Origin of the sequence: Demequina maris (assembly GCF_000971155.1) — a bacterium.
Lineage (GTDB): Bacteria > Actinomycetota > Actinomycetes > Actinomycetales > Demequinaceae > Demequina > Demequina maris.
In genome coordinates this window covers 20,601-37,707 of sequence record NZ_BBLX01000003.1, presented here as the reverse complement: position 1 = coordinate 37,707, position 17,107 = coordinate 20,601, and the positions used below count along the sequence as shown (strand labels likewise).

Annotated in this window: 13 protein-coding genes; 8 read left to right on the top strand and 5 right to left on the bottom strand. The window is 72.2% G+C overall.

Going from position 1 to position 17,107, the window contains the following annotated elements; all coding sequences use genetic code 11:
• Positions 1–38: 38 nt before the first annotated feature.
• Complete coding sequence (locus AOM02_RS04150; protein WP_062296973.1) at positions 39–1,943, bottom strand: DUF4914 family protein; 1,905 nt, start codon at positions 1,941–1,943, stop codon at positions 39–41.
• A 262-nt stretch (positions 1,944–2,205) separates the two neighbouring features.
• Here AOM02_RS04150 and AOM02_RS04145 point away from each other — a divergent pair, with 262 nt between their 5' ends.
• Entirely contained in the window at positions 2,206–2,931 is a 726-nt protein-coding gene (locus AOM02_RS04145; protein WP_062296970.1) for a hypothetical protein, read from the top strand.
• Positions 2,932–2,978: 47 nt separating this feature from the next.
• Positions 2,979–4,061 carry an Rv2578c family radical SAM protein gene (locus AOM02_RS04140; protein ID WP_082104868.1) on the top strand — a complete coding sequence of 361 codons (1,083 nt, stop codon included), beginning with the start codon at positions 2,979–2,981 and terminating at the stop codon, positions 4,059–4,061.
• A 340-nt stretch (positions 4,062–4,401) separates the two neighbouring features.
• On the opposite strand, the gene AOM02_RS04135 is transcribed toward AOM02_RS04140, so the two are convergent.
• On the bottom strand, positions 4,402–4,989 hold the full coding sequence (locus AOM02_RS04135; RefSeq protein ID WP_062296968.1) for a TetR/AcrR family transcriptional regulator: 588 nt from the start codon (positions 4,987–4,989) through the stop codon (positions 4,402–4,404).
• A 116-nt stretch (positions 4,990–5,105) separates the two neighbouring features.
• Here AOM02_RS04135 and AOM02_RS04130 point away from each other — a divergent pair, with 116 nt between their 5' ends.
• The 4 genes from AOM02_RS04130 (at position 5,106) to AOM02_RS04115 (ending at position 11,750) form a co-directional block, all read left to right on the top strand.
• On the top strand, positions 5,106–7,538 hold the full coding sequence (locus AOM02_RS04130; protein ID WP_062296966.1) for a glycoside hydrolase family 3 C-terminal domain-containing protein: 2,433 nt from the start codon (positions 5,106–5,108) through the stop codon (positions 7,536–7,538).
• A gap of 7 nt (positions 7,539–7,545) precedes the next feature.
• Entirely contained in the window at positions 7,546–10,290 is a 2,745-nt protein-coding gene (locus AOM02_RS04125; RefSeq protein WP_062296964.1) for a glycoside hydrolase family 3 C-terminal domain-containing protein, read from the top strand.
• Positions 10,291–10,365: 75 nt separating this feature from the next.
• Complete coding sequence (locus AOM02_RS04120) at positions 10,366–11,391, top strand: CE1 family esterase (RefSeq protein WP_062296962.1); 1,026 nt, start codon at positions 10,366–10,368, stop codon at positions 11,389–11,391.
• A gap of 62 nt (positions 11,392–11,453) precedes the next feature.
• Positions 11,454–11,750 carry a DUF202 domain-containing protein gene (locus AOM02_RS04115; RefSeq protein ID WP_062296960.1) on the top strand — a complete coding sequence of 99 codons (297 nt, stop codon included), beginning with the start codon at positions 11,454–11,456 and terminating at the stop codon, positions 11,748–11,750.
• Between the two features lie 261 nt (positions 11,751–12,011).
• On the opposite strand, the gene gnd is transcribed toward AOM02_RS04115, so the two are convergent.
• Genes gnd through AOM02_RS04100 form a run of 3 tightly spaced genes read right to left on the bottom strand, consistent with a single transcriptional unit; the run spans position 12,012 to position 15,398 of the window.
• Entirely contained in the window at positions 12,012–13,034 is a 1,023-nt protein-coding gene (gene gnd / locus AOM02_RS04110) for a phosphogluconate dehydrogenase (NAD(+)-dependent, decarboxylating) (protein ID WP_062296958.1), read from the bottom strand.
• Position 13,035: 1 nt separating this feature from the next.
• On the bottom strand, positions 13,036–14,439 hold the full coding sequence (gene zwf, locus AOM02_RS04105; RefSeq protein WP_228373769.1) for a glucose-6-phosphate dehydrogenase: 1,404 nt from the start codon (positions 14,437–14,439) through the stop codon (positions 13,036–13,038).
• A complete protein-coding gene (locus AOM02_RS04100; RefSeq protein WP_062296956.1) occupies positions 14,436–15,398 on the bottom strand; it encodes an SDR family NAD(P)-dependent oxidoreductase in 963 nt (320 codons plus the stop codon). Before AOM02_RS04100 ends, zwf begins: the two co-directional genes overlap by 4 nt.
• Positions 15,399–15,497: 99 nt before the next feature.
• On the opposite strand from AOM02_RS04100, the gene tal reads away from it, so the two are divergent.
• Complete coding sequence (gene tal / locus AOM02_RS04095) at positions 15,498–16,595, top strand: transaldolase (protein WP_062296955.1); 1,098 nt, start codon at positions 15,498–15,500, stop codon at positions 16,593–16,595.
• The gene (locus AOM02_RS04090) at positions 16,592–17,101 is read left to right on the top strand and encodes an O-acetyl-ADP-ribose deacetylase (RefSeq protein WP_062296954.1); all 510 of its coding nucleotides are present in this window, start codon (positions 16,592–16,594) and stop codon (positions 17,099–17,101) included. The genes tal and AOM02_RS04090 overlap by 4 nt, the downstream gene beginning before the upstream one ends.
• Positions 17,102–17,107 lie beyond the last annotated feature (6 nt).

Sequence of the window (17,107 nt, the reverse complement as noted above, 5' to 3'; positions counted from 1 at the left end):
GAGCCCACCGTGCGCCGCCCCGGCCGCGGCGTCAACCGCTACAGGTACATGGGCGTGAGCGCCTCGTAGTCCTCCACGGTGCCGTCGTTCAGGCAGGTCTCGATGATCTGCCGGCCGAGCGGGTCGAGGTCGTCGGTGAGGAACTTCTGCAGCTCCGACTTGAAGAAGCCGGTGAGGATCGCGCAGCCCGCGTCGTACGCGGCGTTGCCCATGTGCGACTGGGTCTCGGGGCGCAGCAGGGTGCGGCGGATCGGCTGGCCGTCGAGCGTCATCTCCTTGGGCGCGTAGCCGAACAGCGGGCAGCGGGCGGGCTCGAGCTGGTCGGCGCGCATGCGGCCGCCGCCCTTGCGGGCCAGCCACTCGCGCGTGAGCCACTCGGCGGAGAAGCCCACCTTGTACGCGCCCACGTGCTGGTTGGGCGTGAGGACGTAGCGGGTGCGCGGGTAGGCGAGGATCTGCTTGAGGAGCAGGTTCGCGGCCTCGACCTGGGTGCCGGTGGAGAACGGCCAGTACGAGCCGACGCCCTCGGAGACCATGCCGCCGTGCTCGAGCCGCTTGACCGCGTCGGCGGCCTCGCCGATCGAGGGGTTCTTGTCGCCGCGCGGCGCGATGAGGCGCCACAGCCACGCGATCGCCGGCGGCACGAAGTGGGTCATGCCCATGATCCCGTAGGTGGGCTTCTCGGTGGTGCATGCCGGCATGCGGACGCCGAACGTGCGCACGTCGACGGGCTCGGGGTCGTGGACGATGCCGTGGATCATCGTGCGGGGGATCACCACGCGCGGGTTGGGGCACGGCTTCCCGGTCGAGTCGAACGTGTGCTCCCACGGCAGCGCGGTCGCGTCGGACACGCCGTCGATGCTGAAGAACACGAGCGGCTCGTCGGGGTGGATCACCGCGCGCTCGAAGTGGACGTCGGCGCCGTACTCCTTGAGGTTGTCGACGCGCACGAACCAGCCGGACTCCGCGTCCGCGACGACCATCTTCCCGGAGCCGTCCTGGACGTCCGGGTGGCACAGCGTCATGTCGTCGGTGACGGGCGCGAGGTCCGAGGTCTCGGACAGCGTGATGAGGTACGGCTCGCCGTTGGCGACGTTGGTGCCGAGCAGGATGCGGCCGTCGTCCTCGCGGCGCAGCTCCTGGCACATCTCCGACTTGCCGCCGCCCGAGGCGCCCTCGTGCATGATCACGGTCTCGTTGTCGTACGGCGTGGTGACGCGCACCGCCGAGGCGTGCGCGGTGATCCAGCCCTCCTGTTCGCCGATGTCGAGCAGCACCGAGAAGACGCCCTTCTTGGCGCTCGGCCCCGGGTAGAGGTTGTACGCGAAGATCTCGTGCAGCGTCTCGGAGCGGTCGTGGACCACCACCTGCTTGCCGTCGAAGTGCGTGTGGCGGAACGGGGGAGCGACGTAGAGGATCGACCGCGGCGCGAACTCGCCGAGCTCCTCGAACGTCACCCAGCCCTGGAGGTCGACCAGCGCGGTCGCGAAGAACGCGGAGTTCGCGGGCACGATCGCGATCGACGGCGAGCCGTGCACCGGGCCTCCCGCCTTGAACGGCACCACTACGAGGTCCTGGTGGGACAGCCACGTGAGCGTCTCGGCGCGGGTCTCGTCGAAGCGGTGGCCGAACCGGTCGCGGAAGCGCGTCTTGTCGGTCGGGCGGTCGTCGGCGATGACCATGCACTGCGGGTCGCGGCGGCGCATGTAGTCCTCGGGGTAGTTGACCGCGATGCCGTTGCGGCAGCGGGTCACCGTGGACTCCGTGACGACCTCGCCGTCGACGTCGTAGTCGACCCAGAAGACGGGCCCGCCCTCCGGTCCGAGGGACATCCGGTAGAGCTCCTCGCGCGTCGTGGGGATGGTCACCGAGGGGGCCGCCTCGAGGGCGGCGCGCACCTCCGGCGCGAGGTCAAGGCGGTCCAGCTGGGTGAGGGTGTGCATCGCGCTCGGCTCCTTCGGCTCGCGTGGCAGGCGTCATCGTCCATGGTGCGCCCGTCCCGGCGAGTCTGCCGATTCACAAGGGAAGGTAAAAGGGACGTAGGTCACGGGTCATGTCTTTGGATCCGCGACACGGCCGTGAGCAGGGACGATGCGGCAGGTCCGTGGGGATGATCCGCCGCCCGCGGGATGGCGCCCGGCGCCGAGCGGGCCGCGCGCTACGCTCCCCTCAGGCGCCCGAGGCGGGGCGGGAGCAGGGGGACGCATGCGCACCGTGGTGGTGATCCTGGTCGGGATCGTGCTGGTCGGCATCGGCTGGTTCTGGTGGCGCGGCTCCGTCGTCGAGGGCTCGCCCGCGGTGCACGCGGCCGCCGACGTGCCCCTGCCCGTGGTGACCGGGCCCTACGAAGCCGTCGCGTCCGACTGCCGCGAGGGCGTGGCATGGGAGTCCACGCATACGCGGCGCTGGCAGTCGCTCGCGCAGGAGTACGCGGGCACCGTCGACGCGTGCATGGAGGTCTACCGCATGACCACCGAGGGCACCGGGGACGCCCAGGTGGGCGACGGTGACAGCTCGAGCGACTACTACGTCGCCGTCGTCACCGCCGCGTGGAGCCGCGACGACCGTGAGGACCTCTGGTGGCCCTGGGACGGCGGCGACGACGCGCCGAGCCCGGTCACGATCGCCGTCACCACGGATGGCAGGGTCCTGGACAACGTGTACGAGGCGTCGCGGCCCGCGCGCGTGGAGTGCGTGTCGTCGATCCCGGACGCTCCCGTCCTGCTCGACGGCGCGGACCTGCTCGCGACCCCCACGTTCGTCGCGGGATCGTGCGGGGGCACGATCGCGGCGGGCCCCATCACGAAGGGCGGCGCCAGCTGGACGGTGACCCGGCCCGAGGAGTTCGACCTCACGGTGACGTCGTTCCGGATCAAGGTGGCCGAGGGCGCCAGGCCGAACTTCGAGCTCCAGGTGGCACCCTCCGCCTGACGGCGCGGCACCTTGACCGCAATTCGAACAGGTGTTCGAATGGTCGCATGCGGTGGGAGGGACAGGCGCTGCGCGCCGAGAACGATGAGGCGCTGCCCGCGCTCGCGAGGATGTCGAACCTCGTGCGGACCGTCACCACGCCGGACTTCGCCGGGGTGACGTTCCACGAGGTGCTCGCCAAGAGCGCGCTCAACCGCGTGGGCCCCGGCAGCGCCGTCCCGTTCACGTGGACCGTCAACCCGTATCGCGGCTGCACGCACGCGTGCGTCTACTGCTTCGCGCGGCCGTCCCACCGCTACCTCGAGCTCGACGCGGGCGTCGACTTCGACCGCCAGATCATCGTCAAGATCAACATCGCCGAGGCGCTCCGCAAGGACCTCGCGAAGCCCTCGTGGGACCGCGAGCACGTCGCGCTCGGCACCAACACGGACCCGTACCAGCGCGCGGAGGGCCGCTACCGGCTCATGCCCGGCATCATCCGCGCGCTCGCGGACTCCGGCACCCCGATGTCGATCCTCACCAAGGGCTCGCTGCTGCGTCGCGACCTGCCGCTCCTGGCTGAGGCGCGCAAGGCCGCCCCGGTGGACCTCGCGCTGTCGATCGCGATCGCGGACGACGAGCTCCAGCAGGCCATCGAGCCCGGCACCCCCACCACCCAGGCGCGGCTCGCGACCGTGGCCGCGGCCGCCGAGGCGGGCTTCGACGTCGCGGTCTTCATGATGCCGATCCTGCCGTTCCTCACGGACTCCGAGGAGCACCTCGACGCCGCGCTGGGCCGCATCAAGGCCGCGGGTGCGGCCTCGGTGACCTACACCGCCCTGCACCTCCGGCCCGGCGTGAAGGAGTGGTACGCGCGGTGGCTGCACGCGCATCGTCCCGACCTCGTCGGCCGCTACCGCGAGCTGTACGGCGACGGCGCCTACGCGCCCAAGGAGTACCGCCGGTGGCTCGCCGCGCGCATCAAGCCGCTCATCGCGGCCCACGGCCTCGCGCGCACCCCCGAGGACCCCAACACCGGCACCGTCGCGTCGCGGGCGAACGCGCGCGACGACGAGGGGGAGTGGCGGCGTAGCCGCGCGCACGGGGACGATGCGCCGGTCCCGGGCGCCGAGCCCCTCACCCTGTTCTGACGCAGGCTTTGCGCCCGCGCCTCGCCGTGCCATAAGGTCGGATCAGGTCCTCACGGGCCTCGTGAGACGAGCAGGGGGCTCCCCGCCCCGCCGTTCACCCGCGGACGCGATCCCCGACGGATCCCGCCCGTGCCGACAGTGCGAGCCGCCGATGGCCGCGTCGGCCCACCGCCCCTCGCGACACGTCAACCTCGCTGCGTCCTGTCCGACAGCTCCTCCGTAGCCAGAACGAAGGAGCACCCATGTTCACCATCGACCCGATCTCGCTCGCGCAGGCCCAGCGTCTCGCGGGCGCCGCGCTCGCCGAGCGGTCGGCCCGCCCGCGCCGCGCGCGGAGGCGTCAGTCGAGCAGGAAGGCCTCGCGCAGCATCGCGCGCACGAGCGCCGGCACGTCGAGCTTCCCGGGGTGGAGCGCGTCGTAGACCTGCAGCCCCTCCCAGCTCGCGATGAGGACGGCGGCCCGCTCCTCCGGGCTCAGCGGGTCGCCGTGGTCCTCGTGCTCGGCGCGCTGGCTGCTGATCGTCCACGCGATCACCGTCGTCACCAGCTCGTGGCGGCGCTGGAGCGTCTCGCGCGCGGGATGGTTCTCCGCGCCGGCCTCCGCGGTCAGCACGGACAGCAGCTGCACGAGGCCCGGGGTCTCCGCGTTCCGGGCCGCGGTCGCGGCGAAGCCGTCCGCGATGAACTCGGCGCTGATGGTCTCGGGGAGGTCGGCCGGCATGGCCTGCGCGTCGTGCCACTCGATCACGGCGAGCAGCAGCGCGGTCTTGTTGCCGAAGTGGTGGAGGAGCGTCGAGTGGTCGACACCCGCCTCGCGCGCGATGCTCCGCAGCGAGGCGCCGTAGAAGCCCTTCTGCGCGAAGGCCGCGGCGGCGCTCTCGACGATCGACTGCTTGGTCGCGCGTCCGGTGGCGTAGCCCTCGGGCATCGGTGGGTCCTCTCGTTCCAGGCCGGATGACGTCGATTTCCACCAAGCGGTGGAAATTGTTACGCTCATCCGCAGAACTCCACCGCGTGGTGGAACTTGAACCAAGGTACCGATTGATGACGATCTCCGACAACCGACGACGCTTGCGGACCGAGCTCACGCTCGCCGAGAAGGCGTCGCTCATGTCCGGCGCGAACTTCTGGAACACGAAGCGCGTCGATCGGCTCGGCGTGCCCTCGATCATGCTGACCGACGGCCCCCACGGGCTGCGCAAGCAGGGCGGCGCCGCGGACCACCTGGGCCTCCACGCGAGCATCCCCGCCACGTGCTTCCCGCCCGCCGCGACCCTCGCGAACAGCTGGGACCCCGGCCTGCTCACCCGCGTCGGCGAGGCGCTCGGCGCCGAGGCTGCCGCGGAGGACGTGAGCGTCCTTCTCGGACCCGGCCTCAACCTCAAGCGCAACCCGCTCGCGGGCCGCAGCTTCGAGTACTTCTCCGAGGACCCGCTGCTGTCGGGCACGTCCGCCGCGGCGATGATCCGCGGCATCCAGTCGCGCGGCGTCGCGGCCTGCGCCAAGCACTTCGCGGTCAACAGCCAGGAGACCCACCGCATGACGATCGACGAGATCGTCGACGAGCGCGCGCTGCACGAGACGTACCTCGAGGGCTTCCGCATCGCGCTCGCCGAGGGCGACCCGTGGACCGTGATGAGCTCCTACAACAAGGTCAACGGCACGTACGCGAACGAGAACGTCGAGCTGCTCGACCGCATCCTGCGCCGCACCTTCGGCTTCGACGGGCTCGTCGTCACCGACTGGGGCGGCAACAACGACCGCATCGCCGGCCTCATCGCGGGCAACGCCCTCGAGATGCCGTCGACCGACGGGGTCACCGACCGCGAGATCGTGGCCGCGGTCGAGGCGGGCACGCTCGACGAGACGGTCCTCGACGCCCGCGTCGAGGAGCTGCTGGCACTCATCGCGCGCACCGCGCGGGACGATGCGCCGGCCCCGGTGGACCACGACGCGCACCACGAGCTCGCGATCGAGGCCGCACGCCGGTCCATCGTGCTGCTTGACAACCCCCTCGACGTGCTGCCGCTCGGCCCCGCCTCGGGCCGCGTCGCCGTCATCGGCGACTTCGCCGCACGCCCGCGCTACCAGGGCGCCGGCAGCTCGCTGGTCAACCCCACCCGCGTCGACTCGGCGCTCGACGCCCTGCGCGCGAGCGACCTCGACATCGCCGGCTTCGAGCGCGGCTTCGCGCGCCGCGACAAGCCCTCGCGGCTCCTGCGCAGGCGCGCCCTGCGACTCGCGCGCCGCTCCGACGTGGTGCTGCTGTTCCTGGGGCTCGACGAGTCCGCCGAGGCCGAGGGCGTCGACCGGCAGCACATGCGGCTCGCGCGGAACCAGCTCGTGCTCGCGCACCAGCTCATCGGCCTCGGCGTGCCCGTGGTCGTCGTGCTCGCCGGCGGCGCACCGGTCGAGCTGCCCTTCGCGGACGAGGCGGCGGCCATCGTCCACTCGTACCTCGCGGGCCAGGGCGGCGGCACCGCCGTCGCCGACGTCCTCACCGGGTGCGTCAACCCCAGCGGACGCCTGGCCGAGACCTACCCGCTCGTGTACGCGGACGTGCCGTCCTCGGCCTCGTTCGCGCAGACCCAGGCGACCTCCGAGCACCGCGAGAGCATCTATGTCGGCTACCGGTACTTCGACAAGACGGAGACCCCGGTCCGCTACCCGTTCGGCCACGGCCTCGGCTACACGCGCTTCCGCTACGAGGAGCTCGAGGCAGGGGAGACCTCCGCGCGGGTGACGCTCACCAACACGGGTGCGCGCGAGGGCGAGGAGACCGTGCAGCTGTACGTCGAGGCGCCCGACGCCGCCGTCGGCGAGATCCGCGCCCCGCGCGAGCTGCGCGGCTTCGCGAAGGTCGCGCTCATGCCCGGCGAGACCGTCACCGTCGAGATCCCGTACGCCGAGCACGCCTTCGACGTCTACGACGTCGACCACGGCGGCTGGCGCACGGTCGGCGGCACGTACGGCGTCCTGGCGGGCGCATCGTCGCGCGACGTGCGCCTGCGTCGCGAGCTCGACGTCGAGGGCGAGGCGTGGACCGCGCCCGGCAAGGACCGCCTGCCGCACTACGTCGATGGACGCGTCGAGAAGGTCAACGACCTCGAGTTCGGCGAGCTCCTCGGGCGGCCGCTGCCGTCGCCCCGCTGGCCCGTGGGTCAGCCGCTGACGCGCGACGACATCATCGCGCAGACGCGGGGCCGCGGCGGGTTCGCGGGCCTCCTGTACCGCGTCATCGACCTCGCCTACGCGCTGCTGATGGCGCTGGGCCGGCCGCACGCGGCCAACAACACAAGATTCGTGCTCGACCTGCCGTTCCGGTCGGTCGCGCGGATGAGCGGAGGAAGGGTCGACGACGCGATGCTCGACGGCCTGCTGCTCATGGTCAACGGCCGGTTCTGGCGCGGAGTGCGCCAGGTCCTATCGGCATGGCGCGCTCGGCGAAGGAGCGAGCGCGTCCACAGCAACAACTGAGAGAGACATGTCCAAGCGCAAAGAGATCAAGCAGGAAGCCGTCGCACGCGTCAACGAGGAGCGCGCGGCGAAGCGGGCCCGTCGGGACGAGCTCAAGGCGATGACGCCGGACGAGCGCACCGCCGCGAAGGCGGCGGACCGGACGGAGGCCCGCGACGCGAAGCGTACGGCGAAGGACGACCGCGCCGAGGTGCGCGCGACCATGAACCGCGCGCAGCGCCGCGAGCTCAAGCGTCGCGAGCGGGTGTACCGCAAGGTCAAGCACCGTCCCCGCCGGGCGATCGGCTGGGGCATCACCGCCGCCGCCGGCATCGGCGTCGTCGCGCTCGCCGCGCCCTACGTCGGCGGCATCATGCGCGTCGCCTCGCTGAGCTTCACGGACGACACCCCCGAGGCCGCCGCGGCCCGCGAGGCCGCGCTCGGCGTCGCCGAGAGCATCTCGGACGAGGGCATCGTGCTCCTGAAGAACGAGGCCGGCGTCCTGCCTCTCGATGGCGGCGTCAACGTGTTCTCGTTCGCGTCGTTCAACCTCCGCCTGGGCGGCGGCGGCTCCGGCGGCTCGAACACCGCCGGCGCGCCCACGCTCTACGAGGCGCTCGAGGCGCAGGGCGTCGAGTACAACGCCGACCTCTACGCGACGATGCACGAGGCGGGTGCCGAGCACACCGAGGGCTCGTCCAACGCGTTCGTCCAGATCGCGGGCGCGCTCACCGGCGCGGGCGCCGACCACGAGCCGGCCCCCGACTACCTCACCGACGACGTCCTCGCGCAGGCGCAGTCGTTCTCGGACACCGCGATCGTCGTGGTCGGCAACGACGGCGTCGAGGGCTCGGACCTGGTGCAGGAGCAGCTCCAGCTCACGGCGGAGCAGCGCGCTCTGCTCGACGCGGTCACCGCGGTCCAGGAGCACGTGATCGTCGTGGTGAACTCCGGCAACCAGATGGAGCTCGGCTTCCTCGACGAGTACCCGCAGATCACCTCCGCGGTGTGGATGGGCACCCCGGGACCGCAGGGCGCCGCCTCGCTGGCGAAGGTGCTCACCGGGCAGGTCAACCCGTCCGGCCGCCTCACCGACACGTACGCGTACGACATCGCGAGCGCGCCGGCCGTGGAGAACTTCGGCGACTACAACTACACCAACGTGAAGCGCGGCTTCCTCGACTACGAGGAGGGCATCTACGTCGGCTACCGCTACTACGAGACCCGCTTCGAGGGCGACGAGGCCGGATACGCCGACACCGTCCAGTACCCGTTCGGGTACGGCCTGAGCTACACCGACTTCGCCTGGGAGGCCGCGGAGGCGGTCGTGACCGACGACACCGTGTCGGTCGACGTCACCGTCACCAACACGGGCGACACCGCAGGCAAGGACGTGGTCCAGGTCTACTTCGCCGCGCCCTACACCGCCGGCGGCATCGAGAAGTCCGCGATCGAGCTCGGCGGCTACGCCAAGACGTCGGTCCTCGAGCCCGGCGCCTCCGAGACGGTCACCGTGACCTTCGCGGTCCAGGACATGGCGTCGTGGGACACCGCTGCCGGGGGCGCCTACGTCCTCGAGGCGGGCGACTACGCGATCTCGGCGCGCACCGACGTGCACACGCCCGTCGCATCGTCCACCGTCACGGTCGCGAACGACGTGACCTACGACGCGGATGCCGACACCGGCGTCGCGTACGAGAACCGCTTCGACTACGTCGAGGGCGACCTCACGTACCTGTCGCGCGCGGACTGGGACGGCACCTACCCGGCGGCGCCGGACGGCACCGAGACCGCGTCCGACGAGGTGCTCGCGCTCATGGACCCGACCTTCGAGCCCGCCGACGGCGACGCGCCCACCTACGGCGCGGACAACGGCCTCACCCTCGCGGACATGGCGGGCGTCGCGTACGACGACCCGCAGTGGGACGCGTTCCTCGACCAGCTCACGCTGGACGAGCAGGTCGACCTGTTCTCGTACGGCGCCTACCAGTCGGTCGCGATCGAGCGCCTCGGCGTGCCGTCGATCACCATGCTCGACAGCCCCGCGGGCCTCAACTCGCTGTTCTCGCCGCTCGACTCCGCGGCCTACCCGACCGAGGTCGTCATCGCCTCGACGTGGAACGACGACCTCGCCTACGCGTGGGGCGAGTCGGTCGGCACCGAGGCGAAGGCTTACGGCGTCGAGGTCTGGTACGCGCCGGGCATGAACCTTCACCGCACCGCGCTGGGCGGCCGCGACTTCGAGTACTTCTCGGAGGACCCGCTGCTCACCGGCAAGATGGCGGCGGCCGTGGTCGCGGGCTCGCAGGACCAGGGCGTCCCGGTCACGATCAAGCACTTCGTGCTGAACGACCAGGAGGTCAACGCGCGCACCGGCATCAACGTGTTCGCGTCGGAGCAGGCGCTGCGCGAGCTGTACCTCAAGCCGTTCGAGATCGCCGTGAAGGAGGCCGATGCGGCGGGCGCGATGAGCTCGTTCATCAACCTCGGCGGCAGCTGGGCCGGCGGCAACGAGGACCTGCTCCAGGAGGTGCTCCGCGGCGAGTGGGGCTTCGAGGGCTTCGTGTCCACCGACGCCGTGCTCGGCGGCTGGATGGACCCCGAGCTCGCGGCCCGCGGTGGCAACGACTGGATGCTCGCGGTGTTCCCCTCGGCGACGGTCAAGGCCACCAAGGCGGCCGTCGACGCCGACCCGGCGGGCATGGGCGCGAGCCTGCGCGACCGCGTCCACGCGATCCTCTTCACGATCGCGAAGACCGGCGCAACCGCCTGACCCACCCCTGAGGACGGCGGGGCGGCCCTCGCGGCCGCCCCGTCGCCCTTCTCTCGTCGAAGGAGACGACCCCTCATGACCGACACCACCGTCGCGCCGGACGCAACCGCGTCCGCACCGCAGCCCCGCCGGCGTTGGAGGCGCGCCCTCGCGATCACCGGAGCCGTCGTCGGCGGCCTCGTGCTCGTGCTCGGCGCGCTCGGCGCCTGGTTCCTCTACGCCCCGGCACCCGACGAGCCCGAGCTCGCGGCCCAGGTCGAGCGCCGCACGCTCGAGGTCGACGGCATGACGCGCGAGTACCTCGCCGTCGTGCCCGACGGGCTCGAGGACGATGCGCCGGTCGTGCTCGTGTTCCACGGCTCCCGGATGGACGCCGAGGGCGTGCGCGCCGCGAGCGGCTACCGCTTCGACGAGCTCGCCGTCGAGCGCGGCTTCGTCGCGGTCTACCCCGAGGGCTACGAGCAGACGTGGCACGACTGCCGCGCCGAGACGCCCTACCCCGCGCGGATGGAGGACGTCGACGACGTCGCGTTCGTCCGTTCCGTGGTCGCGGACATCGCCGCGCTGGACGGTGCGAGCGCGGACGCGGTCTTCGCGACCGGCCTGTCCAACGGCGGCCACCTGTCGATTCGCCTGGGCGAGGAGGCGCCGGACCTGGTGAAGGCGATCGCGCCGTTCGCTGCCGCGTACCCGGCCGCGTCGAACAACGTGTGCGAGGCCTCGGGTGCCGCGGTTCCCACGATGCTCGTGCTGGGCACGGACGACCCGATCAACCCCTTCGAGGGCGGCGAGGCAGGCACCTTCGGCGGGAGCCTCGGCGAGGTGATGTCCGCGCAGGAGAGCGCCGCGTTCGTCGCGGAGCGCAACGGGCTCGGCATGACGCCCGAGGTCGCGGCCTTCACGAACACCGATGCGTCCGGCACCACCGACGTCACCGTGACCGCGTACGACGGCGCGGCGCCCGTGCTGCTGTTCTCGGTCGACGGCGGCGGGCATGTCGTGCCGAACCCGGTGTACGCGCAGCCGCGCATCATGGGCGGCACCACCGCGTTCCTCGACGGCCCGCTCGCCGCGGTCGACTTCTTCCTCGGCGCCGCCTGACGGCGAAGGCGGCCGGGGCGCGAGGCGTCCCGGCCGCCCGCGCCGCGGAGTAGCGTCGAGCTGTGGACGCCGAGCGCACGTTCCTGTCCTGGATCCGCACGGCGGTCGGGCTGCTGATCGCCGCGCTGCTGCTCGTCGCGCTCGACGTGCCGATCGATGAGGGCTGGCGCCTAGGAGCGGCGGGGCTGCTGCTCCTGCTCGCGATCGCCGGAGCGGCCCAAGGCCTGTACTCGTGGCGCGCCCACGCACGCGCCGCCGGCGAGGACGAGGCGCGACCGGACCTGCGCATCGGCTCGTGGATCGCCTGGGGCGTGGTGGCCGCCGTCCTGCTGCTCCTCGTCGGCTGGGTCATGACCTGACGTCGCCGGCTGCGGCGTCCTCGGGTACCTCGCCCCACGACGCTCGGCGTTTTCATGCAGTTTGAACGACCCGCATGGCGGGAGGCGCCGGCACGGACACGATTCCGGTAGATGAGACTGCTCGACGCACGGATCTTGTGCGCTTGCGTCCGTTCGGGGGCGCGGCGCCGCGCCCCCGAACGCCAAGTGCGTGAAAACGCCGAGCACGGGTGCGCGGGTCGTGCCAGGGTCCGCGGCCGGCCTGCCTCGCCCTCGTGCCCGCTACTCGCCCGTCGGCTTCTCCTCGTGGCCGCCGAAGCCCTTGCGCATCGCGGACAGGGTCTTCTGCGCGTAGTCGTCGAGGTCGCGCGACGCGAACCGCGAGTACAGCGCGGTGGTGAGCACCGGCGTAGGGACGCCCTCGTCGATCGCCGCGATCGAGGTCCAGCGTCCCTCGCCCGAGTCGGACACGTGCCCCGAGTACGAGTCGAGGTCGGGGTCCTCGCGCAGCGCCTGCGCGGTCAGGTCCAGCAGCCACGAACCGATGACCGAGCCCCGGCGCCACACCTCCGCGACCGCGGCCGTGTCGACGTCGTAGCGGTAGAACTCGGGGTGCGCCAGCGGCGCGGTCTCCGCGTCGGCCTCGCGCGTCTGCCCGCCGATGTTGGCGTTGCGCAGCACGTTGAGCCCCTCGGCGTACGCGGCCATGAGCCCGTACTCGATCCCGTTGTGGACCATCTTGACGAAGTGGCCGGCGCCGGTCGGGCCGCAGTGGAGCCACCCCTCCTCGCCCGGCGCGAGGTCGCCGGTGAGACCCGGCGTGCGCGGCGCCGCGTCCGCGCCCGGCGCGATCGTCCGCCAGATCGGCGCGAGCCGCGCGACCACCGCATCGTCCCCGCCCACCATGAGGCAGAAGCCGCGCTCGAGCCCGTGGACGCCGCCCGACGTGCCGACGTCGACGAGGTGGAGGCCGCTGTCGGCGAGCGCGGCGGCGTGCGCGATGTCGTCGCGGTAGTAACTGTTGCCGCCGTCGATGACGGTGTCGCCGGGCTCGAGCACCTCGGCGAGCGCCGTGATGACGGACTGCGTGATCGCGCCCGCGGGCACCATCACCCACACCGCGCGGGGCGCCTCGAGCGCCTCGACGAAGCCCGCGAGCTCGTGCACCGGCACCGCGCCCTCCGCGGCGAGCGCGTCGATGGCGGCGGGGGAGACGTCGTGCACCGCGACCGTGTGGCCGTCCCGCATGAGCCTGCGTGTGAGACCGGCGCCCATGCGCCCCAACCCGATCATGCCCAGCTGCATGTCACTTCCTTCCGTTCGAGTCCCGCAGGGACGGGTCGTGCCAGGGGCCGTCGCCGCCGATGAGCGTGTCCGCCTCGGTGGGGCCCCACGTGCCCGGCGTGTACCGGATCGCGGGGGCGTGGTCCGTGAGGATCCCGTCGACGACGCGCCACGCGGCCTCGACCGAGTCCTCCGAGGTGAACAGCGCGCGGTCGCCCTGGATCGCGTCCGCGAGGAGCCGCTCGTACGGGCGCCGCGCGGCCGCGCCGCCGGTCGAGGCGACCAGCTCGCGCTGCTCGCCCACGAACTCCTCGCCCGGCGTCTTCACGCGCGCGCCCAGCGCGATCTCGCCGTCCGGCTGGAGCCGGAAGCGCAGGTGGTTGGGGTGCTGCGCCATCATCGCGTCGTCGAACAGCGCCTGCGGGGGCTTCTTGAACTCGACGATCACCTCGTGGACGGTCGCGGGCAGGTGCTTGCCCGTGCGCAGGTACCAGGGCACGCCGGCCCAGCGCCACGAGTCGATGAAGAGCCGCGCGGCGACGTACGTCTCGACGTCCGAGCCGCGCGCGACCCCGGGCTCGTCGCGGTAGCCGTCGAACTGCCCGCGCACGATGTCGTTCCTGGTGAGCGGCCGGATCGCGCGGAACACGTTGGCCTTGGCCTCGTGCACCGCGCCGTAGCCCTGGTATGCGGGCGGCTCCATCGCGAGCAGCGCGACGATCTGCAGCATGTGGTTCTCGAGCACGTCGCGCAGCGCGCCCGCGCTGTCGTAGAACGAGCCGCGGCCCTGGACGCCGAAGTCCTCCGCGATCGTGATCTGCACGCTCGCGATGTGGTCGCGGTTCCACACCGGCTCGAGGAACGAGTTCGCGAAGCGGAAGTAGAGGAGGTTCATGATCTCCTCCTTGCCGAGGAAGTGGTCGATGCGGAACACCGACTCCTCGGGGAAGGCGCCCCGCACCACCGCGTCGAGCTCCTGCGCGGACGCGAGGTCGCGGCCGAAGGGCTTCTCCACCACCACCCGCGCGTCCTGGTTCAGCCCGGCGCCGGCAAGCCCTTCGATGACCGTCGCGAACATGACCGGCGGGATCGCGAGGTAGTGGACGGGACGATGCGCGTCCCCCACGGCCTCCTTGAGCGCGGCGAAGGTCGCGGGGTCGCGGTAGTCGCCGTCGACGTAGCGCAGCAGGCCGATGAGCGTCTCGAGCGCGGCGTCGTCGACGTCGGGGACGGCCGCCGTCACAGACTCGCGCGCACGCTTCTGCAGGTCCTCGAGCCCCCACTCGGAGAACGCGACGCCCACCACGGGCACGTCGAGCTCCTCGGCGATGACCATGCCGTACAGCGCGGGGAAGATCTGCTTGCGGGCGAGGTCGCCGGTGGCGCCGAAGAATACGAGGACGTCCGAGGGTGCGGGTGTGATCACGGGGTCGCCTCCTTGGCGCGGGCCGCCGCCGCGGCCGCCTCGACATCCATGCGGGCGCCTGTGAGCGCGATCGACGCCTCCCACAGGCCGGGGATCCCGGCCTCGATGGGGCCGCGCCGCAGCAGCAGCTTCCGTGTGGGCGGACCGCTCAGCCCCCATCGCGGCCCCCACAGGGTGCCGCCACGCGCGTGCGGGTCGGTGGCGGCGCGCAGCTGGGGGAGCACGCCCTGCTCGGGCGGCATGCCGCGCTGCTCGGCGTACGCCTCCCAGAACGGGCCCTGCTTGCCGCCGCCGCCCTCGCGCACCGTCCGCTTCTGCAGGTCGGTGTGCGTGATCCCCGGGTGCGCGCAGAAGGCCCGGGCGTCCGTTCCCGCGGCGCGCAGCGCATCGTCCAGCCCGAGCGCCGTCTGCAGCGCGGCGAGCTTGGACTGCCCGTACGCGCGCCAGTCCTCGTACACGCCCTCGAGGTGCGGGTTGGCGGGATCGAGCGGCGTCGCGTTGAGGCGCGCGATCGAGGTCAGGGTGACGATGCGCGCCGCGGGGGCCGCGACGAGGCTCGGCAGGAGCCGCGAGATGAGCGTCCAGTGGCCCAGGTGGTTGACGGCGAGCTGGGTCTCGAAGCCGTCCTCGGTGCGGCGCTCGGGCATCGCCATGACGCCGGCGTTCGCGAGCAGGATGTCGATGACCGGGTGCGCGGACGCGATGGCCTCCGCGGCCTCGCGGACGCTCGCCTGCGACGCGAGGTCGACCGGGACCGCCTCGAGCGAGGCCTCCGGGACCTCCGCGAGCACCGTGGCCCGCGCATCGTCCGTCTTGGCGGGGTCGCGCGCCGCCATCACGACGTGCGCGCCGCGGCGGGCGAGCGCGATCGTGGAGGCGAGGCCGAGGCCCCCGTTCGCCCCGGTGATGACGGCCGTGCGGCCGGTGAGGTCGGGAATGTCGTCGGCGGTCCAGGTCATCGAAGCTCCCTCGTGTGTCCTCTCTGCCCAACCTAGAACGACGCGCGCATGTTCCGCCGGGCGACCTAGGGTGGAGGCGAGGGGACGAGGGAGGCCACCATGTCCGCGTTGCACCTGCTCTCCGCCGCCGGGGTGTCCGTCTGGCTCGACGACCTGAGCCGCGAACGAATCGAGTCCGGATCGCTCGAGGAGGACATCCACGCGCTGTCGATCGTCGGGGTCACCACCAACCCGTCGATCTTCCAGGCCGCCGTGTCGGGGTCCTCGCAGTACGACTACCTGCTGTCGACGATGGCCGCGCGCGGGGCGTCCGCCGAGGAGGCGGTGCGCGAGCTCACCACCGCGGACGTGCGCGACGCGTGCGACATCCTCCACCACGTGTACCAGCACAGCCATGGCGTCGACGGGCGGGTGTCGATCGAGGTCGACCCGCGCCTGGCCCACGACTCGATCGGCACCATCGAGCAGGCCCGCGCGCTGTGGGACGAGGTGGGACGCGAGAACGTCATGATCAAGATCCCGGCGACCGTCGAGGGGCTGCCCGCGATCACGACGGCGCTCACCGAGGGCATCTCGGTCAACGTCACCCTGATCTTCTCGCTCGCCCGCTACCGTGCCGTCGTGGACGCGTTCCTGTCCGGGCTCGAGGGGGCCGTCGCCGCGGGGCGCGACGTGTCGCGCCTGGGCTCCGTCGCCTCGTTCTTCGTGAGCCGCGTCGACACGGAGGTCGACAAGCGGCTGCGGGCGACGGGTCAGGACTCGGGCCTGTGCGGGATCGCCGCCATCGCGAATGCGCGGCTCGCGTACGAGCATCACGAGCACGTCCTCACCACGCAGCGGTGGGCGACGCTCGCGGCCCACGGGGCGCGGCCCCAGCGGCCGCTGTGGGCGTCGACGTCGGTGAAGGACCCCGCGTACCCCGACACGATGTACGTGGACGAGCTCGTCGCGCCCGGCGTGGTCAACACGATGCCCGAGGCGACCCTGCGGGCCTTCCAGGACCACGGCGAGGCGCACGAGGGCGGCTGGAACACCATCGAGGGCACCTACCACGAGGCCCAGTCCGCGTTCTCGCACCTGGAGAGGGCGGGGATCGACATGGCCGACGTGACGGCGCAGCTGGAGCGCGAGGGCGTGGAGAAGTTCATCGCGTCGTGGGAGGACCTGCTCGCGACCGTGGGCAAGGCGCTCGCGTGACGGCCGTCCTCTCGGCGCGGCGGGCCGACATCACCACGCTCGCGGTCGACGCGATCGTCAACGCCGCGAACTCGTCGCTGCTGGGCGGCGGCGGAGTCGACGGCGCGATCCACCGCGCCGCCGGGCCCGGCCTGCTCGAGGAGTGCATGGGGCTGCGCGGCTGCCAGGTCGGCTCCGCGAAGATCACCGGCGCGCACGCGCTGCCGGCGCGGTACGTCATCCATGCCGTCGGGCCGGTCTGGCACGGCGGCGACCAGGGCGAGGAGGCGCGGCTGGCGTCGGCGTACGCCACGTCGGTGGCCCTCGCGCAGGAGCACGGATGCCGTTCCATCGCCTTCCCGTGCATCTCGACCGGGGCCTTCGCCTACCCGGCGGAGGAGGCCGCGCGCGTGGCGGTGCGCGCCGTCGGTAGGGCGCTGGCGTCCGCGCCCGGGGTGGAGGAGGTCATCTTCTGCGTCTTCTCGGACGCGGATCTCGCCATCTACCGGGGGCTTCTCGGGCGGTAGGGTGCG